Below are 22,225 nucleotides of genomic sequence, written 5' to 3'. Positions count from 1 at the left end.
GTGGGCAAACTGTCCGCCATCGCGGACGGCAAGGCCAAGTACTCGCTGATCTGCAACGAAGACGGCGGCATCATCGACGACCTCATCACCTACCGTTTCGGCGACGAAAAGTACCTGGTGGTACCCAACGCCGGCAACGCCCCCACCGTGGCGGCAGCCCTCGCCGACCGGGCAGCCAACTTCGACGCGACGGTGGAGGACGCTTCGGCGGCAACCTCGCTCGTCGCAGTCCAGGGACCCAAGGCCGAGGCCATCCTGCTCAAGCTCACGGACGAGTCCCAACACGCCTTGGTCACCGACCTGAAGTACTACGCGTTCAACGAAGTCACCGTGGCCGGCCACGATGTCATCCTGGCCCGCACCGGCTACACCGGTGAAGACGGCTTTGAACTCTTCCTCCCGAACGAAGGCGCCGCTTCCCTGTGGGAGTCCGTGGCCCAGGCCGGAGAAGAGTTCGGCATTGTCCCCTGCGGCCTCGCATCCCGCGATTCGCTTCGCCTTGAAGCGGGCATGCCACTGTACGGCAACGAGCTCTCGTTGGAGCGTTCGCCGTTCGACGCCGGCCTTGGCCCCGTAGTTGCCCTCAAGTCCAAGGAAGGCGACTTCGTGGGACGGGCCGCACTCGAGGCAGCCAAGGAAGCCGGCCCCAAGCGCAAACTCGTTGGCCTGAAAGGGCACGGCCGCCGTGCCGGCCGTGGCGGCTACCCCGTCCTGAAAGACGGAAACGTGGTGGGCGAGGTGACCTCGGGCCAGCCGAGCCCCACCCTTGGCTACCCCGTGGCACTGGCCTACGTCGACGTCGAGCACGCTGAGCTGGGCACCGCACTGGATGTGGACCTGCGCGGCAAGGCCGAGCCCTTCGAGGTTGTTGCCCTGCCGTTCTACAAGCGCCAAAAGTAGCGTCTGCGCTTCCCCACTTTTGAACACCAAACTTAAGGAATAACACCATGGCTAAAGTTGCCGCTGAACTGAAATACTCCGCCGAGCACGAATGGATCGCCGCCGACGGCTCCGGCCCGTCCGTGGTGGGCGTGTCCGCTGTTGCCGCCGAAGCCCTGGGCGACATTGTGTACGTGGACCTGCCCGAGGTTGGCTCCACGGTGACCGCAGGCGAAACCTGTGGCGAGATCGAGTCCACCAAGTCCGTCTCGGACCTGTACTCCCCCGTCACGGGCGAGGTCACGGAAGTCAACGACGACGTCGTCAGCGACCCCGCCGTGATCAACAACGACCCCTACGGCGCCGGTTGGCTTTTCAAGGTCACCGTCACCGAAGAGGGCCCGCTGCTGTCCGCACAGGAATACGCCGAAGCGAACGGCGGCGAACTGTGAGTGCCCCCGCTGACACCACAGTGTTCGAGCAGGTAGTCTCCCCGAGCCTCAACGCGGACCTGTCCGCGTTGGACCCCGAAATCGCCGCCAAGATCGACGACGAACTGGGCCGCCAGCGTGGGGGCCTGGAAATGATCGCCTCGGAGAACCACACCGCCGTGGCCGTGATGCAGGCCCAGGGCTCCGTCCTGACCAACAAGTACGCCGAAGGCTACCCGGGCAAGCGCTACTACGGCGGCTGCGAGCACGTGGACGTCACCGAGCAGTTGGCCATCGACCGCGTGAAGGCACTGTTCGGTGCCGAATTCGCCAACGTGCAGCCGCACTCCGGCGCCCAGGCCAACGCCTCAGTGATGCACGCACTGATCAAGCCCGGCGACACCATCATGGGCCTGAACCTGGCCCACGGCGGCCACCTGACCCACGGCATGCGGATCAACTTCTCCGGCAAGCTCTACAATGTGGTTCCATACCAGGTCCGCGAAGACACCCACACCATTGACATGGCAGAGGTGGAACGGCTGGCGCTGGAAACCAAGCCGCAGCTCATCGTTGCCGGCTGGTCGGCCTACGCCCGCCAGCTGGACTTCGCAGAGTTCCGCCGGATCGCCGACCTCGTGGGTGCCTACCTCATGGTGGACATGGCGCACTTCGCCGGCCTGGTGGCCGCCGGGCTGCACCCCAGCCCGGTCCCGCACGCCCACGTGGTCACTTCCACTACGCACAAGACCCTCGCCGGTCCGCGCGGCGGCATCATCCTCTCCAACGACGCCGACATCGCCAAGAAGATCAACTCGGCAGTGTTCCCGGGCCAGCAGGGCGGGCCTCTTGAGCATGTCATCGCCGGCAAGGCGGTGGCGTTCAAGATCGCAGCATCCCCCGAGTTCAAGGAGAGGCAGGAACGCGTCCTGCTAGGCGCATCCATCCTCGCCGAGCGCTTGGTCCAGCCGGACGTCACCGCGAAGGGCATCAGCGTGGTGTCCGGCGGGACGGACGTGCACCTGGTCCTGGTGGACCTGCGCAATTGCGAACTCGACGGCCAGCAGGCAGAAGACCGCCTGGCCGCGATCGACATCACGGTCAACCGCAACGCGGTACCGTTCGATCCGCGTCCGCCGATGGTGACGTCAGGCCTGCGCATCGGCACCCCCGCCCTGGCCACCCGTGGCTTCGGTGAGGCTGCTTTCCGCGAGGTCGCCGACATCATCGCCGAGGCATTGATTGCCGACGCCGGCGCCGACCTTTCGGGGCTCCGCCACCGGGTCGAGGCCTTGGCTTCGGCGCACCCGCTCTACCCGGGCCTGTAGTCACCTCCGGGACCGGTGGACCGGACATTTTCACGCGTGCGTTGGGCCCACGCCGTCAGGGTTCCCTGGCCGAGCTTGCGAGGCTAGGGAGACGGTGGGGAGCACGCTTTCGAAAAGTCCGGCTCCGCCGGCCCCTTGTGCGCACGTCGCCCGCGTGATCGCTCCCTCTGAATTTGTAGTTAGGAATCCCCGTCATGGCTGTTGGAGTCTTTGATCTGTTTAGTATCGGGATTGGTCCTTCGTCTTCGCATACTGTGGGGCCGATGCGGGCTGCTGCTGTGTTCGCTGAGGAGCTCAAGGCCTCCGGCAGGCTGGCTTCGGTGGCGTCGTTGCGGGTGGATTTGTATGGGTCGTTGGCCGCGACGGGGCATGGGCATGGGACGATGACGGCGGTCCTGTTGGGGTTGGAGGGGTTCCATCCGGAGTTGATCCTGCCCGGGGAGGTGGAGGAGCGGTTGGCCTCGATCGCGGAGACCGGGATCCTGAACCTGGCCGGCTCGGTCCCCCTGCCCTACGGGGTGGGGGATATGGTGTTGCGGCCGTTGACGGTGCTGCCGCGGCACACGAACGGGATGACGTTCACCGTCACCGATCCTGCCGGGGAGGTGGTGCACGCGGCGACGTTCTTCTCGGTTGGTGGCGGGTTCATCGTCCGGGAGGGCGAGGAGGACGCCGCGCAGCAGGAACTGGACGCGTCCAAGGAGGAGCTGCCGCTGCCGTTCCGGACCGCGGCGGAGTTGCTGGAGCACTGCGCGGTGACCGGGCTGGGCATCGCGGACGTGATGCTCAAGAACGAGTTGGTTTCCCGGTCCGAGGCGGAGATCCGGGCGGGGCTGCTGCACATCTGGTCCGTGATGGAGAACTGCGTGCACACCTCGCTCAAGCGTGAGGGGGTGCTGCCGGGCGGGTTGAAGGTCCGCCGCCGCGCCCCTGACTGGTACGAGCGGTTGAAGAAGGAAACCGCCCGCCCCGACGACACCGGCCAGGACGGGCAGGACCACTACGACCCGCGGTATTGGCAGGAGTGGGTGAACCTGGTGGCGTTGGCGGTGAACGAGGAGAACGCCTCCGGCGGCCGGGTGGTCACCGCGCCCACGAACGGGGCGGCCGGGATCATTCCCGCGGTGCTGTTCTATGCCCTGCATTTCGCCCCGGGCATGGACCAGGCCACCCAGGCCGACCGGGATGGCGTGGTGGTCCGGTTCCTGCTCGCCGCCGGCGCCGTCGGGGTGCTCTACAAGGAGCAGGCCTCGATCTCCGGGGCGGAGGTCGGTTGCCAGGGCGAGGTCGGTTCCGCGTCCTCGATGGCCGCCGCGGGCCTGGCCGAGGTCATGGGCGGCACCCCCGCGCAGGTGGAGAACGCCGCGGAAATCGCGATGGAACACAACCTGGGCCTGACCTGCGACCCGATCGGCGGACTGGTCCAGGTCCCCTGCATCGAGCGGAACGCGATCGCCGCCGCGAAAGCGATCAACGCCGCGAAAATGGCGCTCTGGGGCGACGGCACCCACCGCGTCTCCCTCGACGAAGTCATCATCACCATGCGCGAAACCGGCAAAGACATGTCCGACAAATACAAAGAAACCGCCATGGGCGGCCTCGCCGTCAACGTCGTCGAATGCTGACCCAAGTCCCGCTCCCCACCGGCAAGACCCGAACAAAGGAAACAAGATCATGACGCTGGCACCTGAAGGCCGGAAGATGCTGCGGATCGAGCAGCGCAACGCTGCGGTCCCGGTGGAGCGCAAGCCGGAGTGGATCAAGGCCAAGGTCCAGATGGGCCCCGAGTTCGTCGGGCTGAAGAACCTGGTCAAGAAAGAGGGCCTGCACACCGTCTGCGAAGAGGCCGGCTGCCCCAACATCTTCGAATGCTGGGAAGACAAGGAAGCGACCTTCCTGATCGGCGGCTCCGAATGCACCCGCCGCTGCGACTTCTGCCAGATCGACACCGGCAAACCCTCCCCCGTGGACATGTTCGAACCCACCAAGGTGGCCCGCTCCGTGCAGTCCATGGCCCTGCGCTACGCCACCGTCACCGGCGTGGCCCGCGACGACCTCGAAGACGAAGGCGTCTGGCTCTACGCCGAAACCGTCCGCAAGATCCACGAACTGAACCCCGGCACCGGCGTCGAACTGCTCATCCCCGACTTCTCCGGCAACCCGGACCACATCAAGGCGATCTGCGATTCCAAGCCCGAGGTCTTCGCCCACAACGTCGAAACCGTGCCCCGGATCTTCAAGCGGATCCGCCCCGCGTTCCGCTACGAACGCTCCCTGGACGTCATCACCCAGGGCCGCAACCACGGCATGGTCACCAAATCCAACCTCATCCTGGGCATGGGCGAAACCCGGGAGGAAATCAGCGAAGCCCTCCGCGACCTCCACCAGGCCGGCTGCGACCTGATCACCATCACCCAGTACCTCCGCCCGAGTGAACGGCACCTGCCCGTGGACCGCTGGGTCAAACCCCAGGAATTCGTGGACCTCCAGCACGAAGCCGAAGAAATCGGCTTCCTCGGCGTCATGTCCGGACCCCTGGTCCGCTCCTCCTACCGCGCCGGCCGGCTCTGGGCCACCGCCATGCGCAAAAAAGGCCGCAACATCCCCGACAACCTCGCCCACATCGCAGAAGGCATCCAGGACTCCGGCACCACCCGCCAGGAAGCCGCCACCCTCCTCGCCGGCTAGGTGGCCGCGTGCCGGCCTGGTGCTGTTTTGGGGGGCATCAGGCCGGCACGCCGGCAGTAAAGGCGGGACGGTCCCGCAAGGTGCCGGGGCCGCGACGGCGCAAGCCGCTCAGCTGTTGCCGCGCACCACGGGGATGCTCGCCGTCGGCAGCCCGCTGGGGAATACTGTGGGTTCCGGTACCGCCACGGGCTCCAGCGGCAGCTCCACGGGCGTGTTGTCCACCGTCACGCGCCGGCCGCGGACATCCACCTCCAGCGGCCCGCCGTCCTGGACCGTCAGGGTGATGGATCCGGCGGCGAGCTGGACCAGGAGCAAGCGGCCACGGATCTTCAGGTGGAAGGCCAGCCCGTCCCACTCCGCGGGCAGGCGGGGATCGAAGTACGGGACCGGACCCTGGTCCCGCATCCCGGCGAACCCGCAGACCAGCGAGCTCCACACTCCCCCGGTGGAGGCGATGTGCACGCCGTCGATCGTGTTGCCGTGGGTGTCGTCGAGGTCGATGAACGCGGCATTCGTGAAGTGTTCCAGCGCCTCCCTCGAATAGCCCACCTCGGCTGCCATGATCCCCTGGACGCAGGCGGAGAGCGTCGAGTCACCGGTGGTGATGGGGTCGTAGAAGTCGAAGGCCCGGTGCTTTTCCTTGGCCGTGAAGTCCTGCCACTGCAGGAACATGGCCAGGACGGTGTCCGCCTGCTTGAGGACCTGGTGCCGGTAGATCACCAGCGGGTGGAAGTGCAGCAGCAGCGGGTACTTTGACCTCGGGGTGGTCCAGTCCCATCCCTCAAGGGTCATGAAGTCGTTGTCCTGCGAGTGCACCTGCATGCGCTCGTCGAACGGAAGGTTCATCCGGTTGGCCGCCGCTTCCCAGAGCTGGCGCTCCTCCTGGGTGATGCCGGCGTGCTCCAGGGCGGCGGCAGCGCGCAGGTTGAAGCGGGCCATGACGTTCGTGTACAGGTTGTCGTTCACCACGGCCGTGTACTCATCAGGGCCGGTGACGCCGTGGATATGGAAGAGCCCGTCCTTGCCAAAGAAGCCCAGGGAGATCCACATGCGGGCCGTCTCGATCAGCAGTTCCGCGCCCATGCCGTCCCGGAACGCTGAATCCCCGGTGGCCCAGAGGTACCTGTTGGTGGCGAAGGCGATGGCGGCGGCGATGTGGAACTGCGCGGTACCGGCCGCGTAGTAGGCGCTGGCCTCGAGCCCGTTGATGGTGCGCCACGGGAAGAGGGCGCCGTCCACACTCAGTTCCTTGGCCCGGATCCTGGCCTCTGGGAGCATGCCGTGGCGGAACTCGAGGACCTGCCGGGCGCCGTCGGGGTTGGTGTAGGTGAGGTACGGCAGCAGGTACACCTCCTGGTCCCAGAAGTAGTGCCCCTCGTAGCCTGAGCCTGTGACGCCCTTGGCGGGGATGCCGGCAACATCGGCGCGCGCCGTGGCCTGGGCCAGCTGGAACAGGTTCCAGCGGATGGCCTGCTGCAGCCCGGGCCGCCCGCCCTCCACCACAATGTCGGAGGTGGCCCAGTAGCCGCGGTAGTGGGCCATGCTCTCGGCAAAGATGCTGTCCACGGGGCTGAGCGCTTCCTCAGCCACCGCGGCCGCATCCACGTCCGGGTCCTGGATGCTGCGCCCGGCCGCGTAGCTGACGCTCTTCTCCAGCCGGAAGGGCTCGCCGGGATCAACCGCCAGGACGTAGCGGACAGTGCTGAGGTCCTGGTCCACCACGGTCTCAAAGGGCTGGTGGCCGGCGGAGGTCCAGTGGTCAACTGCAAGGCCTACGCGCTGCTTGGATTCAGCCGCTTCCCAGGACAGGCGCAGTGACCCGTCGCCGCCGTCGAGCCGTACGGGGAGCAGCACCCTGCCGGCGTGGCGTCCGGCCCGGCGGGGATCGTGCACGGAGTGGTCTTCCACCGGCTGGTCCTGCCGGTTGATCACGGCGGAGGTGACGTCCAGGGATATCTGCCGGTCCGCGGCCACCTCCAGCGAAATACCCAGGCTGCCGCGGGACTCATAGCCAACGGCGCGGCGTTCAGTGGTGGTCACCATGGCGCCGGACCGGCACTGCCACGTGATGCGGCACTCGTAGATCCCGGTGGAGAAGTCGACGCTGCGCCGGTAGTCCTGCACCTCCGATTCGGCGAGGGCCAGGCTTTCGCCATCCACCACCACCGCGAAGTTGTTGGCGTCCGGGATGTAAAGGATGCGCTGGCCCGTCCGGGCGAAGCCAAAGGCATTTTCGGCGTGCTTGATGTCCCAGATCTCGTGCAGGCCATTGATGAAGCTGCCCGGCAGCTCGGCATCAGCCACTGCCCAGTGGGCGCCCCGGATGCCCAGGTGCCCGTTGCCCAGGGCAAACAGGGTCTCAAGGGTGCCCGCCGCATCGGTTTCGTAGCGCGTTTCGACGAGCTGCCAGGGAGTGTCGGGGAACCGGTCGCGGTCCGCGGAAATCAGTGCCATGGTTGGGGGTCCTTTTGGCCTTGCTGTGGTGCCGGGCTGGCCGGCACGGAGTATTCGGGGAAGGGTCGGTACTCGGATGGGAGCTGCCGGGGAAGCAGCGGTGTTGCCCCGGGGAAGGCAACGGGGGTCCTGCGGCGTTTAGGGGATGAGCTCCTGGAGGTCGTTGACCACCAGGGTGGCGCCGGCGTCGAGGAGCGTTTGGCGGCCAGCGCCCCGGTCTACGCCGATGACGGAGTGGAAGGAGCCCGCGCGTCCGGCCTGGACCCCTGACACTGCGTCCTCCACCACCACGCACTCAGGGCTGGAGAGGTCCAGCAGTTTGGCTGCGTATTCGTAGGTGGCGGGGCTTGGCTTGCCGGGCAGGCCCTGCTCTGCGGCCACCACACCGTCCACCACAACCGGGAAGTGGCGGCTGAGGCCGGCCGCTTCCAGGACGGCGGGGGCGTTGCGGGATGAAGAGACGACGGCGACCTTGAGTCCGCGGGCAAGCGCGGCTTCGAGGAAGCGCACCGAGCCTTCAAACGGTTCGACGCCGGCGCTCACGATGGCATTGAAGATGGCGTTCTTGCGGTTGCCCAGGCCCTGGACGGTTTCGTGGGCCGGATCGTCGTCAAGGGGGCCTTCCGGCAGCGTGATTCCCCGCGACGCCAGGAAGTCGCGCACCCCGTCAAAGCGGGGCTTGCCGTCGATATGGTCGAAGTAGTCGCTTTCCCGGTATCCGGGGACCTCCGGGTGCGAGGCAAGGTAGCCGTCGAACAATTCCTGCCAGGCGCGCTCGTGGACGGTGGCCGTGGGGGTCAGCACCCCGTCCAGGTCAAACAGGATTGCCGCGGCGCCGGTCCAGTCGGCGGGCTTGGCTGCAGTTTCCGGTGTCATCGGCAGTGCGGTGTCCTTTCGGTTGATGGACAGCCGGCCCTGCCGGGCAGCCTGAAGGATGGTTCGGCTGCGCCTCATGCGTGCAGCATCACTTCCTTGTCCGCCCACTGCAGGACCGATCATGGCCGTAGACGAGTGTAAGCGCTTGCAAATTTCGCTGGCAACTGTTCTTTCTTACCCACCGCTCGGGGCGGTATTCAGTCAGCGCAGGACGTAGTGGCGGAGGAAAGCGCTGACGTCCACCATTTCGGCCTTGGACATGGCGTGCCCCATCCCCGGGTAGGTCCGGGCAGTCAGCTGCGTGTTCTTCTCCAGCCATTCCTTGGTGTAGGCCACGGCGTCCTCGTTGATCACCAGGTCCGCCTTGTCCCGGCCCCAGAAAAACGGCGGCTTGTCCTCGAAGGCATCCGTCACCGACAGGAGCTCGTTATTGAGCACGAAGCCGGAGAGTCCCACAACGGCACGGTAGTCATCGGGGTGCAGCCGCAGGAGCGTGCTGGCCATGGCCATGCCCTGCGAATACCCCATCAGGGTGACGCTGCTGTGCTGGTCCCTCACTCCGCTGATCCAGGTCCGGACCGCTGTGGCGGCGGAGATGACATCAGCGAAATCGTTCGCCAGGAAGTAGTCGAGCAGGAACCAGCCCCAGTGGTCACCGATGGGCATCGGGGCCCGCAGCGCGGCGAAGGTGAATTCCTGTGGCAGGTAGTCGAACAGGCGCACCATCCGCGACTCATCCGTGCCGTAACCATGCATCATCACCAGCAAGGGAGTGCCGGCTCGCTGGCCTTCCGGCCTGGACCACACAACTGTTTCCACTGGTCAAGCCTAACCACGCGGAAGCACGCCGTCCCGGCAGGGTGATTGAAACGGGAATCACCGGGAGGTAGCGTGACGCTTGATAGACAGCAGGCTTGGCTTTTGGCAGTGTACGCACCACCCTCCCGTATCGCCCAACCAGCGCCGCGCAGGCCGCGGCCATAAGGAGCAAGTCATGAGAATCGGTTCATCAATCTTCCTGATCGCCCTTGGCGCGATCCTCGCCTGGGCGGTAGCCCCCGGACTGATCCCGTTCGTGGACCAGCAACTGGTGGGGTACATCCTGATAGCCGTGGGCGTTATCGGACTGATCGCTTCCCTCATCCTCGCTTCCCCCGGCCGCAGCCGCCGGGTCAGCGAATCGCGCTCCGTCATCGATCCCAACACCGGCGAACGCATTACCCGGCACGAAAGCCGCGACGGCGGCATCTAGCCAGGCGCGGCGGGGACGGGGATCCCGCGGCGCGGCCGATGGACCCGACAGCCGGGCTGGACCTTCAAGGGTCCGGCCCGGCTTTTTTGGGTCCGCGCAAAGAGTTCCGCCAGATCTTGTTTCATGTTGGTTTCCATTGACAAACCAACAGAAGCAAAGATAAAGTCAAGTAACTCAACATCAATGTGATGCCAGTCACGCTAAGCCGGGAACGGAACAGGCGGGCACCCAGCAGGACCTACGCAACGGAGGGTACGTGTTCGCCGAAGAGCGCCAGCAACAGATTGCCGAGCTTATCGCCGGCAGCGGCCGGGTCAGCGTGACCCTGCTGGCTGAGCGCTTCAGCATCACCACCGAAACTGTCCGGCGCGACCTCGCCGCCCTGGAAAACGCCGGCACGGTCCGCCGCGTCCACGGCGGGGCCGTAGCCGCAGACCGCTTCAGCACCACGGAAGAAAGCGTCACCGAACGGGCCATCCAGCGGCCGGACCAGAAGGTCCGCATCGCCGAGGCAGCCCTTGCCCTCATCCCCCGCAACTCATCCGCCAGCGTCCTGATGGACGGCGGAACCACCACCGAGGTGCTTGCCGACCTGCTGGCCCGCCGCGCCGCCGTCGAACCCTCCGAGGGAACGGGCCCCCGGCACGAACTGGTGGTCATCACCCACGCCGTACCCATTGCCAGCAAACTCTCCAACGTCCCCGGTGTTGCCCTGCAGATCCTGGGCGGCCGGGTCCGCGGCCTCACCCAGGTGGCAGTAGGCCAGGCAACGGTCAACGCTGCCGCCCGGATCCGCCCTGATATCGCGTTCATCGGGACCAACGGCATCCACGCCACCTTCGGCGTCAGCACTCCCGATCCTGAAGAAGCCGCCGTCAAGGCAGCCTTCGTCCAGTCGGCACGCCGCATTGTGGTGTTGGCCGACTCCTCCAAGCTGGACACGGAAACCCTGGTCCAGTTCGCCTCCCTGAAAGATCTGGACACCTTGATAACAGACAGTGAACCCGGACCTGAACTCGCAGCAGCCCTGGAAGAGGCCGGCGTTGATGTGGTGGTCGCATGATCGTCACCTTCACGGCCAACCCCAGCCTTGACCGCACCGTAGCCCTCCCCGGCCCGCTGGAACGCGGCGAGGTCCAGCGCGCCGTCTCCGTCCGGCAGGAGTCCGGCGGCAAGGGCGTCAACGTCTCCCGTGCCTTGGTGGCCTCCGGACTGGAATCCCTCGCCGTCCTCCCCGGCGCAGACAGCGACCCAGTCCTGGCCGGCCTGCGCGAAAGCGCGGTGCCCTTCGTTTCGCTTCCCATCGACGAGCCGCTACGCACCAACGTGGCGCTCACCGAACCCGGCGGAGTCACCACCAAGATCAACGAGCCCGGCCCGGCACTGGACGAGAACCAGCAGGAAGCCCTTATCAAGCTCCTGGTGGAAAGCTCCCGCGGCGCCGGCTGGGTGGTCCTGGCGGGCTCGCTGCCGCCCGGATTCCCCGCCGACTTCTACGCGACGGTGGCCCACCGCCTGCGTTCCTCCGCCGACGGCGCCGCCCCGCGCATCGCCGTCGACTCGTCCGGACTGCCCCTCGCTGCCGCCCTCTCCGGCGGGGCCGAAGGCATGCCGGACCTCCTGAAGCCCAACGCCGAGGAACTGGCTGAGCTGGCCGCAGCTGCCGGTTTCCCGCCGGCGTCCGGTGACGAACTGGAAGCGGACCCAACGGCTGCCGCAGCCGCCGCGGCCGCCGTCGTCCGTTCCGGTGTGGGTGCTGTGCTGGCAACTCTCGGTTCCAAGGGAGCTGTCCTCGTCACGGCCGACGGCGCGTGGTTGGCCACGCATCCGCCGGTCGCCGCAGTCAGCACGGTGGGCGCGGGCGACTCCGCGCTTGCCGGCTACCTGCTTGCCCACGGCCGGGGCGCCGCCCCCGCCGACTGCCTTCGCCAGGCGGTGGCCCACGGTGCCGCCGCTGCCTCGCTGCCGGGTTCCACTGTGCCGGCAGTAAACCAAACCACCCCGGATGCCGTAACCATCACGGCCCTTCGAAAGGATTGACAGTGACCCAGCTCATCACCACGGACCTGGTCGAGCTCGACCAGAACCTGGGCAACGCCCCCGAGACGGTGATCCGGCATCTGGCAAGCAAGGTAGCTGCCACCGGACGCGCATCAGAAGTCGAAGGCCTCTTCGCCGATGCCTTCGCCCGCGAGCAGAAGACCGCCACGGGCATCCCCGGCGGCATCGCCATCCCGCACTGCCGCTCCGCCGCCGTCACCGTCCCCACCCTGGCCATGGCCCGCCTGAACCCGAAGGTGGACTTCGGCGCCAAGGACGGCCCCGCTGACCTGGTGTTCTTCATCGCCGCTCCGGACGGCGCGGACCAGGAGCACCTGAAGCTGCTCTCCAAGCTGGCCCGGTCCCTCATCAAGAAGGACTTCACCGCGGCCCTCCGCAACGCCTCCTCCGAGGCGGAGATCGTGGAGCTCGTGGACGGCGCACTGGCGGACAAGCCTGCCGCGCACGCTGCAGCTGCCCCTGCCGACGCAGTGCCCGTGGGCGCCGGCGCGGCTGCGGGAGGCGCAGGTGCCGCCGCTGCCGGTGCCCACTCAGGTGCCCCGGCGGCTTCCGCAGGCCGCGGCCCCAAGCGCCTCGTAGCGGTGACCGCATGCCCCACCGGCATCGCCCACACCTACATGGCGGCCGACTCGCTGGTGGCAGCCGCCAAGGAAGTAGGCGTTGACCTGCAGGTGGAAACCCAGGGTTCCTCCGGCGCCAAGGCACTCGACCCCGCCGTCATCGCGGCCGCAGACGCCGTGATCTTCGCCGTGGACGTTGACGTGCGCGGCAAGGAACGCTTCGCCGGCAAGCCCGTCATCAACGCCCCGGTCAAGCGCGGCATCGACGAACCGGACAAGATGGTCCAGGAAGCACTCGCAGCCGCCGACAACCCCCACGCCCGCCGCGTCCCGCACTTTGGCGCGGAGGAGCAGGCCGAGCAAGAGGCCGAGGAGAAGGGCGAGCACATCGGGCAGAAGCTCAAGAAGGCCCTGCTCACCGGCGTCAGCTACATGATTCCGTTCGTGGCCGGCGGCGGCCTGCTGATCGCCCTGGGTTTCCTCCTGGGCGGCTACCTGATCACCAAGTACGCGGACAACATCGTGGTCCAGAACAGCTTGTTCAACCTGCCCACCGAGTTCCCTGACAACGCCTGGGGCCCGCTGGGAGCCTACCTGGGTGCGGTGCTGTTCAAGATCGGCGCGCTCTCGCTGGGCTTCCTGGTCCCGGCGCTGGCCGGCTACATCGCCTACGCGATCGCTGACCGCCCGGGCATCGCCCCCGGCTTCGTTGCCGGTGCCGTCGCCGGGTTCATGGGTGCCGGCTTCCTGGGCGGCATCGTCGGCGGCCTGCTCGCCGGTTACATCGCCCACGTCGTGGGACGCCTGCAGGTGGCCCGCTGGCTCCGCGGCCTGATGCCCGTGGTGATCATTCCGTTGCTGGCATCCCTGGTGGCGTCCGGCCTGATGTTCCTGATCCTCGGCGGCCCGATCGTGGCGATCACCAAGGGCCTCAACGGCTGGCTCTCCGGACTCACCGGTGCGGGCGCCATCGCCCTCGGCGTGATCCTCGGCCTGATGATGTGCTTCGACCTCGGTGGCCCGGTCAACAAGGTTGCCTACTCGTTCGCCGTCGCCGGCCTCGGTGCCGCCACCATCGACAACCAGGCACCGTGGCAGATCATGGCCGCCGTCATGGCCTCGGGCATGGTTCCGCCGCTGGCCATGGCGCTGGCTTCCACCGTCCTGAACAAGAAGCTCTTCAGCCTGGCTGAGCAGGAGAACGGCAAGGCAGCCTGGCTGCTGGGCGCGTCCTTCATCTCCGAAGGCGCCATCCCGTTCGCCGCCGCCGACCCGCTGCGCGTCATCCCCGCCAGCATGCTGGGCGGCGCGGTGACCGGCGCCATCTCCATGGCTGCCGGCGTCGGATCGAAGGCACCGCACGGCGGCCTGTTCGTCTTCTTCGCCATCGACAACTTCCTGATGTTCGTCGTATCAATCGCCGTCGGTACGGTGATCACCGCCCTCTCGGTCATCGCCCTGAAGCGCTGGGCAGTCAAGAAGACCGTTGATACGGTTGAACCGGTTCCCGTAACCGTCTGATCCGGTTTAGCCACATACCTTCCCGGCGCTGAACCATCAGCACGCCGAAAGACTAAAGGAGCAAAAATGCCAGAACGCACCGCAACCGTTGCCAGCCGCGTGGGCCTGCACGCCCGCCCGGCCGCCATCTTTGCCGAGGCAGCCGGAGAGTTCGACCTGGACATCACCATCGCCCGTGAAGGCGAGCCGGCCGATGAGGCCATGGATGCCGCCAGCATCCTGTCCCTCATGAGCCTGGGCGCCTCGCACGGCGACGTGGTGGTCCTCCGCGCCGAAGGTGCCGGTGCGGACGACGCGCTGGACCGCCTGGTGCAGATCCTGGAAACGGACCACGACGCCGAGTAGCAGCCACGCTGCCTCAAGCAGCGCAACGCAAGCGGCCGCCGTCGGGCTTTCCTCCGAAAGGGAGACGTCCGACGACGGCCGCTTGGCTTTAAGCCGCGCGTTCACCTATGCCTTGGGCGGGGTGGGCAGTAGTCAGCCGCGCTCCGCGAGCGCCTTGACGTCCGCCACGAGCTTGTCCCACATGCCTTTGGAGTGGGCCGCGGCTTCCTCGCTGGGGTTGTTGTCCTGGGCCAAGGCCAGCCGGGTGGTGCCGCCCTGGTCCTCCAGCGTCCACTCCAGCGTATGGTAGTTCTCCGGCTGGTCCGCCTGGCCGGACAACGGGCTGTAGTGGGTGTAGACCAGTTTCCGCCCAGGTTCGACGGTGAGGATCCGGCCCTTGTCCTGGAAGGGCTTCCCGTCCCATTCACCCTGCCAGGTGATGGGGCTGCCCACCTTCCAGTCGGTCTGCAGGGTGGCGCCGAACATGAACTCCTTGACGGCGGCAGGGTCCGTAATCACCTCCCACACGCGTTCCGGCGCGGCATCGATGGTGGTGACGGACGTTGCTACGTGGTTTCCGGTCATGGTGCAGCCTTTCTTGCCGTGAAGAGCAGGTACTCCCACTCCATCTGGAACGGGGAATCGCCGTGCGCGTCACCGAAGGAATCCGCAAGGTCGGCCAGGGCCTTGTCCAGGGCCTTGGCCTTTTCCTGGTCCTCAGCGAGCGACTTGTACACGGAGATGATGGGCCCGTAGTGCGACTTGAAGTACCTGACGAAGTCCCCCGGCTGGTGGAAGCTCGTGACGGCCAGGTTCTGCTTGCGGGTGTGGACGTCCGTGATCCCCGCGCCCAGCAGTTCACGGACATGCTCTTCGCTCCCCCACAGCGGGGCGGGCTGCGCACCCGGCGGGGGCGGCGGGGCGAAAGGCTTCAGGACGGCAAACATCTGCCCGATGAATCCCTCCGGCGTCCAGCACAGCAGGCCGATGGAACCGCCGGGTTTGCAGACCCGGAGCAGCTCGTCGGCGGCGGCCTGATGGTGGGGTGCGAACATCACGCCGATGCAGGACATCACAGCATCGAACTCCGCATCGCCGAATGGCAGGGCCTCCGCGTCCCCTTCCTGCCATTCCAGGCTGACGCCCCGGTTGGCCGCTTCCCGCCGCCCCGCCTCGAAAAGCTCGGGGGTGAGGTCGCTGGCCACCACTTTGGCGCCCATCATGGCTGCCGGGATGGCCGCGTTCCCGGTTCCCGCGGCAACATCCAGCACCTTTTGGCGCGAACTGATGCCGCAGGCCTCCACCAGGACGGCTCCGAGTTCCAGGAGCATCTCGTCCACCAGGGCGGGGTAGTCCCCTGACGCCCACATGGCCCGGTGCTTCTTCTTCAGCTCCCGGTCCGCCTCCACTGCATCGGTCTGCTGGCTCATGTACGTGCCCCTCTACGTGTCCGGTTCATCGGTGACAGCACGCTGTTGGCACAGCGGAGGCCGTGATGCGACTCATTGTGGGCGCGTTGGAGGCCGCTGTAAAGGCAGGGTTTCCCGAAAGCGCGCCGGACCGGCCGCTGGGCAGCCCCGTCCAGCCCGTCCGATTACGCCGGCTTGCGGGCCCTGGTGGTCTTGGCCGCGGGCTTCGCCGCGTCCTTCGCCCCGGACGCTTTGGCATCAGCCGATTTCGCTCCGGCCGACTTGGACGCCGTCGACTTGGAGGCTGTGGATTTTGAGGCCGTGGATTTGGTGGCGGCAGACGTCGACTTCGCTGATGACCGGGCAGGTTTTGCATCGTCCGTCCCGGTCTTCGCAGCCGTCGTCCTGGACGCGGCCGCTTTGGTGCCGGAGGTCCTGCGTGCCGGTTTGGCTGCCCCGGTTCCTTCGTCCCCGGCGTCCGCTTCGTCGTCGGACGTGCCACCAGCAGAGGCGGCTTCCGCGCCGCCCCGCTTCCGGTCCAGGCTCCGTTTGAGGGCCTCCATGAGGTCGATGACCTCGCCCTTGCCGCCTTCCCCGGCCTCGACGCCGAAGGTCTCCTCGGTGTCCAGCGATTCACCCTGTTCCAGCTTGGCCTCGATGAGTTGGCGGAGCTGCACCTGGTACTCGTCGGTGAAGGATTCAGGTTCGAAGTCGGCCGCCATGGATTCCACCAGGGCCGCTGACATGTCGCGTTCCTGCGCGGAGATCCTGATGTCAGCCTCCAGCGACGGGAAGCTTGCTTCGCGCACCTCGTCGGGCCAGAGCAGGGACTGCAGCACCAGGACGTCGTCCTTGATCCGCAGGGCACCCAGCCGGGTCTTCTCCCGCAGTGCGAACTGGACGATGGCCACCCGGTCCGTGTCCTCCAGCGCCCGGCGCAGGAGCACGTAGGCCTTGGGTGACTTGGAATCGGGTTCCAGGTAATAGCTCTTCTCGAACATCATGGGTTCGAGCTGCTCGGACGGGACGAACTGCACCACTTCGATTTCGTGGCTGTTCTCGGCGGGAATCGACTTGAGCTCGTCCTTGGACAGCACCACCGTGCGGCCGTCCTCCTCGAACGCCTTCTCGATATCCGAGTAGTCCACCACCTCGCCGCAGACCTCGCATCGGCGCTGGTAGCGGATCCGGCCGCCGTCGGCGTTGTGGACCTGGTGCAGACTGATGTCATGATCCTCAGTGGCGCTGTAGACCTTCACGGGCACGTTGACCAGGCCGAACGCGATGGCACCTTTCCAGATGGCTCTCATTCCTACAGTCAACATCAGTGCGGGCCGGAGGTGAAGACCCGTGGCAGGTAGCAGGGAACGTGTCCGGGTGGCGGGACGTGAACTGACGCTTACCAACCTGGACAAAATCATCTATCCGGACACCGGCACCACCAAGGCCGACGTGCTGGCATACTACGCCGCGGTGGCCCACGTCCTGATCCCGGCGGCGGCCAACCGCCCGGCAACCCGCAAGCGGTGGGTCAACGGAGTGGGCACCGCGGACAAACCGGGCGAGGTGTTCTTCCAGAAAGACCTGGAGGATTCGGCGCCCGGCTGGCTGCCGCGGGCGGCAATCACCCACAAGGACCGGACCATCCACTACCCGCTGGTCAATGATGCCGCCACGCTGACGTGGTTCGGCCAGATCAATTCGCTCGAAATCCATGTGCCCCAGTGGCGCGTGGATTCGCACGGCAACCAGCTCAACCCGGACCGGCTGGTGCTGGACCTGGACCCGGGAGAAGGCGCCGGACTGCCGGAATGCCGCGAGGTGGCCCTCCTGGCACGGGCCGTCCTGCAGGACGTGGGCTTGGACCCGGTGCCGGTCACCAGCGGCAGCAAGGGCATCCACCTCTACGCGGCACTGGACGGGACCCAGACCTCGGAACAGATCTCCGCCTTTGCCCGGGAACTGGCACGCGCCCTGGAGGCGGACCACCCGGACCTTGCCGTCAGCGACATGAAGAAGACGCTGCGGAAGGGCAAGGTGCTGGTCGACTGGAGCCAGAACAATGCCGCGAAAACCACCATCGTGCCGTACTCGCTGCGCGGCAGGCCCACGCCCATGGTGGCCGCCCCGCGGACGTGGCGGGAAATCCAGTCGCCGAAGCTCAAGCACCTGGATTACCAGGAAGTACTGCGGCGGGTGCGCGACGGCAAGGACCCGTTCGCCGCCGTCGTCAACGCTGCGGCAGGTGCCGCCGGCCAGGAGGACACTCACGACGGCGACCCGCGCCTGGGCAGGTACCGCTCCATGCGGGACCCGCGGGAAACACCGGAACCATTTGCGGGGATCCCCTCCGGCGGCAACAGCTTTGTCATCCAGGAGCACCACGCCAGCCGGCTGCACTGGGACCTGCGGCTGGAACACGAAGGCGTCCTGGCGTCATGGGCCCTGCCCAAAGGCATCCCCGGGTCCGGGGACAAGAACCACTTGGCTGTCCAGACCGAGGACCATCCCATGGACTACCTCACCTTCCACGGGACCATTCCCAAGGGGCAGTACGGGGCGGGTGAGATGACCATTTGGGACACCGGCACCTACGAGCTGCACAAGTGGATCAACGGCAGGGAAGTCATCGTCACGCTGGCCGGCTCCGAAGGCGGCGGCCTGGGCGGCAGGAAAAAAGTGGCACTCATCCACACCGGACGCGGCCAGGGCACGGACGACGGCGGCCAGTGGCTCATCCACCTGATGGACCAGGAACAGCGGGGCGGACGACGGCGGCAGGCGGCTCCGGCGGCACAGGAACCACCGGGGAACACCGGCGGGAAAGAGCCTGCCGCCGCCAAGGCGCCAGCCACCAGTATGTCCGCCAATCCCCTGGATTACGCGCCCATGATGGCCACCGCCGGGAGCGCGGCGGACCTGCAGGGAAGCACGTGGCAGTACGAGCTCAAGTGGGACGGCGTCCGGGCCCTCCTGGTGGCGGACGCCGAAAAGATCCGGATCTTCTCCCGCAACGGCAACGATGTCACCAAGACCTACCCCGAATTCACGGACCGCGCCTGCTGGCCGGAGCAGCCGTTCGTCGCTGATGGTGAGATTATCGCCGTCGGGCCTGGCGGACGGCCCGACTTTGGCCTGCTGCAGGGGCGGATGAAACTCACCCGGGCGGCCGACGTCGCCAAGGCCCGCGCCGCCATCCCGGTCCAGCTGATGCTGTTCGACCTCCTGTTCCACAACGGACAGGACCTCCGGCGGCTCCCCCTCAGCACCCGAAGGCAGCGGCTGGAGGACTTCTTTGCGCCCTCCGGCTGCCCGGTGGACCTGTCCACGGTACTCGAGGAATCGGTGGACCTCCTTCTCGACAGCGCCCGGGAGCTTGGCCTGGAGGGGGTGATGGCCAAGCGGACGGACAGCCGCTACGTGAGCGGGCAGCGGACCAGGACCTGGATCAAACTCAAGACGGAGCAGACCCAGGAGGTGGTGGTGGGTGGCTGGCGGCCGGGCAAGGGTGGCCGGCAGGACACCGTGGGATCGCTGCTGGTGGGGATTCCCGACGGCGGCAAGCTGCAGTACGTGGGCCGCGTGGGGTCTGGCTTCAGCAGCCGGGAGCTGACGGAACTGCGGCAGACGGTGGAACGCCTTGGCCGGAAAACGTCGCCCTTCCACGACGTGCCGCGCCCGGATTCCGCCGATGCGCATTGGGTGTCACCGGAGCTGGTCGGCGAGGTGACCTACAGCGAATGGACCGGGCCGGGCAGGCTTCGGCATCCGCGCTGGCGGGGCTGGCGCGTGGACAAGGATCCGGCGGACGTGGTGCGGGAAAGCTGACTCTGGCGGCCGGTGAACCGCGAGGCGGCCGGTTTTCGACGCGCTTAACGGTCCTCGACGCACAAATTACCTGGCGCCCCCAGACTTTCGGGGGCGCCAGGTAATCTGCGTGTCGATTGCGGTTTTAGGTGTCACCTACGACGAGTGCGGCATCTGCGGTCGGCCGGTCCGGTGAACCGCCACCACCGCGGCCTCGTGGCCCATCCGCCCATGGCCTGCATTGCGGTCCTTCGGGTGCCGCCGCTTGCCGTAGCCGTCCGGCCAACCGCCCTGCCCTGCCAGGGGGACGGCCCCGGTTGCCGCGGGTCCGGGCGTTACCGGTGCGTCCATGGCTGCGGCAAGGTGGTCCGCGACCTCAGGCTTGATGTGGAACTGGCTGGATTCTTCCATGGTCTGTTTTCCTTCTTTCCCTCGTTCTTCCTTGAAACGAAACGCCAACCAAAAGCGCCCGGGCGCGCGTGGACTACCGCCCGGAAAGAAGTGTGTTCATCGCTCTACCATAGGCATGTCAAACGCTCCTGTGAACCCCCTCCATGGACGGTGGCCGCGGTCACTTTTGCCGCGGCTCAGCTGGCCAAAACAGCCCGGAAACCGGCTGCAATCGAAAAAATTCGGTAACGATCCGGTTCCTCAGCCTGCTTCCCAATGATCACGCGGGAAATCCGCCGGAAAAAATCTTCGGATCGCACCGGATCCAGGGGTTCAAACGGGCGTATCCTAGGCCATCCGGCGAGCCTACGGTACTGATCTCCCGTAAAATTGAAGGCCTGCCCGGAGCGGGGCAGCTACAAGTCGCAAGCAAATGACCTCCACAGGAGTTGCCCAAATGCCCACAGACCGAAGCAGTAACCACTCTCCAGCTGGCGCCAGGAACGCCCGCGGAACCGACCCGGCAGCCCCCACGGCTGCCAAGAAGCCCAGGCTGCTGCCGCGCCGCCGGCTCAAGGAATCCGACGTCAACGTGGTTGACCAGCCGATGCTGAAGAAGGCACTCGGCGGAACCATCGTCGGCAACACCATGGAATGGTACGACGTCGGCGTTTTCGGCTACCTCATCACCACCATGGGCCCGGTCTTCCTCCCCGAGTCCGATCCCACCACCCAGACGCTGTTCCTGCTGGGAACCTTCGCAGCCACCTTCATCGCCCGTCCGCTGGGCGGCGTGATCTTCGGCTGGCTGGGCGACAAGATCGGCCGCCAGAAGATCCTCGCCACCACGCTGATGATCATGGCAGCGAGCACGTTCGCCGTCGGCCTCCTGCCCGACTACGCACAGATCGGGCTGTGGGCTGCCGCCCTGCTGGTGCTCCTCAAGGTCGTCCAGGGGTTCTCCACCGGCGGCGAATACGCCGGTGCCACCACGTTCGTGAGCGAATACGCCGCTGACAAGCGCCGCGGCTTCTTTGCCAGCTTCCTGGACCTGGGCAGCTACCTGGGGTTCGCGATCGGCGCCGCACTGGTGTCCGTCCTGCAGCTGACCCTTGGCCAGGGCACCATGGAGGAGTGGGGATGGCGCATCCCGTTCCTCGTGGCCGGCCCGCTGGGCATCATCGCCGTCTACTTCCGGAGCAAGATCGAGGAATCGCCGCAGTTCCAGGCCACCCTTGACGCCCAGGAAGAGCATGCCCGGACCGCGTCCGAAGGTGAGACCGCACAGGCCAAGGGCCCCGTGGGGATCATCAAGGCCCACTGGCGCCCCATCATCGTTGCCATGGTGGTTGTTGCCGCCGCCAACACGGCCGGCTACGCGCTGACGTCCTACATGCCTACGTACCTCACTGACTCCAAGGGCTACGACGAAGTGCACGGCACCCTGCTGACCATCCCCGTGCTGGTGGTCATGAGCCTGTGCATCCCGCTGACCGGCAAGCTCTCCGACCGGATCGGCCGCCGGCCCGTGCTGTGGATCGGCGCGGTCAGCACCATCGTCCTCGCCATCCCCGCCTTCATGCTGATCGGCATCGGACAGATCTGGTCCACCCTTGCCGGCCTGGCGCTCATTGCGTTCCCCGTGACCTTCTACGTGGCCAACCTGGCCTCGGCCCTGCCGGCCCAGTTCCCCACGTCCAGCCGGTACGGCGCCATGGGCATCGCCTACAACTTCGCGGTGGCCATCTTCGGTGGCACTACCCCGTTCATCGTTGCCGCGCTGATCAGCGCCACCGGCAACGACATGATGCCCGCCTACTACCTGATGGCCACGTCCCTGGCAGGTGCCATCGCCATCTACTTCCTGAAGGAATCCGCCAACCGCCCGCTCCCGGGATCGATGCCCAGCGTCGACACCCAGGCCGAGGCGAAGGAACTGGTGGCAACCCAGGACGAGAACCCGCTGATCAACCTGGACGAGCTGCCGTTCGACACCCACGACGGTACCGACCCCCAGTCCCACCGCGGGGTCCCGGCCGGGGCGTAGTCCCACCGGCGCCCGGGCATTCTTGTAGCCCGCTCACAAGCCCGTCCCGCGTGGTTCCTTGGGGGAACCACGCTGGGCGGGCTTTTGCGTGCCCCGATGTCCCCTTATGACTGGCCACATGTGACGGTGCCCGCGGCGCGGTGATACTTTCACAAAGGCCTCCGGGCTGCAGCAAACCAACGAACAGGGCAGGTCGAC

19 protein-coding genes are annotated in these 22,225 nt (G+C 66.8%); 12 read left to right on the top strand and 7 right to left on the bottom strand.

What is annotated here, in order from left to right; genetic code table 11:
• The 5 genes from gcvT to lipA form a co-directional block, all read left to right on the top strand.
• Positions 1 to 900, top strand: a 900-nt coding sequence (gcvT, locus tag ACFVTD_RS14970; RefSeq protein ID WP_387564383.1) for a glycine cleavage system aminomethyltransferase GcvT, incomplete at its 5' end; no start/stop codon positions are given.
• 47 nt (positions 901 to 947) lie between these two features.
• Positions 948 to 1,331, top strand: a complete 384-nt coding sequence (gene gcvH, locus ACFVTD_RS14965; protein WP_221385317.1) for a glycine cleavage system protein GcvH — start codon at positions 948 to 950, stop codon at positions 1,329 to 1,331.
• Entirely contained in the window at positions 1,328 to 2,638 is a 1,311-nt protein-coding gene (gene glyA / locus ACFVTD_RS14960) for a serine hydroxymethyltransferase (protein ID WP_387564380.1), read from the top strand. The genes gcvH and glyA overlap by 4 nt, the downstream gene beginning before the upstream one ends.
• A gap of 194 nt (positions 2,639 to 2,832) precedes the next feature.
• Positions 2,833 to 4,263 carry an L-serine ammonia-lyase gene (locus ACFVTD_RS14955; protein ID WP_387564378.1) on the top strand — a complete coding sequence of 477 codons (1,431 nt, stop codon included), beginning with the start codon at positions 2,833 to 2,835 and terminating at the stop codon, positions 4,261 to 4,263.
• A gap of 49 nt (positions 4,264 to 4,312) precedes the next feature.
• Positions 4,313 to 5,326 (top strand): lipoyl synthase, encoded by a 1,014-nt coding sequence (gene lipA / locus ACFVTD_RS14950; RefSeq protein WP_387564376.1) that lies wholly within the window; start codon positions 4,313 to 4,315, stop codon positions 5,324 to 5,326.
• 108 nt (positions 5,327 to 5,434) lie between these two features.
• On the opposite strand, the gene ACFVTD_RS14945 is transcribed toward lipA, so the two are convergent.
• The 3 genes from ACFVTD_RS14945 to ACFVTD_RS14935 form a co-directional block, all read right to left on the bottom strand.
• Positions 5,435 to 7,780 carry a glycoside hydrolase family 65 protein gene (locus ACFVTD_RS14945; RefSeq protein ID WP_387564374.1) on the bottom strand — a complete coding sequence of 782 codons (2,346 nt, stop codon included), beginning with the start codon at positions 7,778 to 7,780 and terminating at the stop codon, positions 5,435 to 5,437.
• A 138-nt stretch (positions 7,781 to 7,918) separates the two neighbouring features.
• Positions 7,919 to 8,656: an HAD family hydrolase gene (locus tag ACFVTD_RS14940; RefSeq protein ID WP_387564399.1), complete on the bottom strand. Its 738-nt coding sequence runs from the start codon at positions 8,654 to 8,656 to the stop codon at positions 7,919 to 7,921.
• A gap of 201 nt (positions 8,657 to 8,857) precedes the next feature.
• Positions 8,858 to 9,475 carry an alpha/beta hydrolase gene (locus ACFVTD_RS14935; protein WP_387564372.1) on the bottom strand — a complete coding sequence of 206 codons (618 nt, stop codon included), beginning with the start codon at positions 9,473 to 9,475 and terminating at the stop codon, positions 8,858 to 8,860.
• A 175-nt stretch (positions 9,476 to 9,650) separates the two neighbouring features.
• On the opposite strand from ACFVTD_RS14935, the gene ACFVTD_RS14930 reads away from it, so the two are divergent.
• From ACFVTD_RS14930 to ACFVTD_RS14910, 5 genes are all read left to right on the top strand, one after another.
• Entirely contained in the window at positions 9,651 to 9,908 is a 258-nt protein-coding gene (locus tag ACFVTD_RS14930; RefSeq protein WP_387564370.1) for a DUF6458 family protein, read from the top strand.
• Positions 9,909 to 10,164: 256 nt separating this feature from the next.
• Positions 10,165 to 10,971: a DeoR/GlpR family DNA-binding transcription regulator gene (locus ACFVTD_RS14925; RefSeq protein ID WP_387564369.1), complete on the top strand. Its 807-nt coding sequence runs from the start codon at positions 10,165 to 10,167 to the stop codon at positions 10,969 to 10,971.
• Entirely contained in the window at positions 10,968 to 11,948 is a 981-nt protein-coding gene (locus ACFVTD_RS14920; protein WP_387564368.1) for a 1-phosphofructokinase family hexose kinase, read from the top strand. The genes ACFVTD_RS14925 and ACFVTD_RS14920 overlap by 4 nt, the downstream gene beginning before the upstream one ends.
• 2 nt (positions 11,949 to 11,950) lie before the next feature.
• Positions 11,951 to 14,050 (top strand): fructose-specific PTS transporter subunit EIIC, encoded by a 2,100-nt coding sequence (locus tag ACFVTD_RS14915; protein WP_387564367.1) that lies wholly within the window; start codon positions 11,951 to 11,953, stop codon positions 14,048 to 14,050.
• A 66-nt stretch (positions 14,051 to 14,116) separates the two neighbouring features.
• Positions 14,117 to 14,395 (top strand): HPr family phosphocarrier protein, encoded by a 279-nt coding sequence (locus ACFVTD_RS14910; protein ID WP_142131405.1) that lies wholly within the window; start codon positions 14,117 to 14,119, stop codon positions 14,393 to 14,395.
• A 132-nt stretch (positions 14,396 to 14,527) separates the two neighbouring features.
• Here ACFVTD_RS14910 and ACFVTD_RS14905 read toward each other — a convergent pair whose 3' ends face one another.
• The 3 genes from ACFVTD_RS14905 to ACFVTD_RS14895 form a co-directional block, all read right to left on the bottom strand.
• Positions 14,528 to 14,959: an SRPBCC domain-containing protein gene (locus tag ACFVTD_RS14905; protein ID WP_387564366.1), complete on the bottom strand. Its 432-nt coding sequence runs from the start codon at positions 14,957 to 14,959 to the stop codon at positions 14,528 to 14,530.
• On the bottom strand, positions 14,956 to 15,804 hold the full coding sequence (locus tag ACFVTD_RS14900) for a class I SAM-dependent methyltransferase (RefSeq protein WP_387564364.1): 849 nt from the start codon (positions 15,802 to 15,804) through the stop codon (positions 14,956 to 14,958). Before ACFVTD_RS14900 ends, ACFVTD_RS14905 begins: the two co-directional genes overlap by 4 nt.
• 164 nt (positions 15,805 to 15,968) lie before the next feature.
• Positions 15,969 to 17,093, bottom strand: a complete 1,125-nt coding sequence (locus ACFVTD_RS14895) for a Ku protein (protein WP_387564362.1) — start codon at positions 17,091 to 17,093, stop codon at positions 15,969 to 15,971.
• A gap of 40 nt (positions 17,094 to 17,133) precedes the next feature.
• Between ACFVTD_RS14895 and ACFVTD_RS14890 the strand changes: the two genes are divergently transcribed.
• A complete protein-coding gene (locus ACFVTD_RS14890) occupies positions 17,134 to 19,611 on the top strand; it encodes an ATP-dependent DNA ligase (RefSeq protein WP_387564360.1) in 2,478 nt (825 codons plus the stop codon).
• A 135-nt stretch (positions 19,612 to 19,746) separates the two neighbouring features.
• On the opposite strand, the gene ACFVTD_RS14885 is transcribed toward ACFVTD_RS14890, so the two are convergent.
• A complete protein-coding gene (locus tag ACFVTD_RS14885; protein ID WP_387564358.1) occupies positions 19,747 to 20,001 on the bottom strand; it encodes a hypothetical protein in 255 nt (84 codons plus the stop codon).
• A 436-nt stretch (positions 20,002 to 20,437) separates the two neighbouring features.
• Here ACFVTD_RS14885 and ACFVTD_RS14880 point away from each other — a divergent pair, with 436 nt between their 5' ends.
• Positions 20,438 to 22,027: an MFS transporter gene (locus ACFVTD_RS14880; protein ID WP_387564356.1), complete on the top strand. Its 1,590-nt coding sequence runs from the start codon at positions 20,438 to 20,440 to the stop codon at positions 22,025 to 22,027.
• Positions 22,028 to 22,225 lie beyond the last annotated feature (198 nt).

Source organism: Pseudarthrobacter sp. NPDC058119 (assembly GCF_042884655.1).
Classification (GTDB): domain Bacteria; phylum Actinomycetota; class Actinomycetes; order Actinomycetales; family Micrococcaceae; genus Arthrobacter.
Note: the sequence above shows the minus strand (reverse complement) of the source record. Positions and strands in the feature narration are given on the sequence as shown.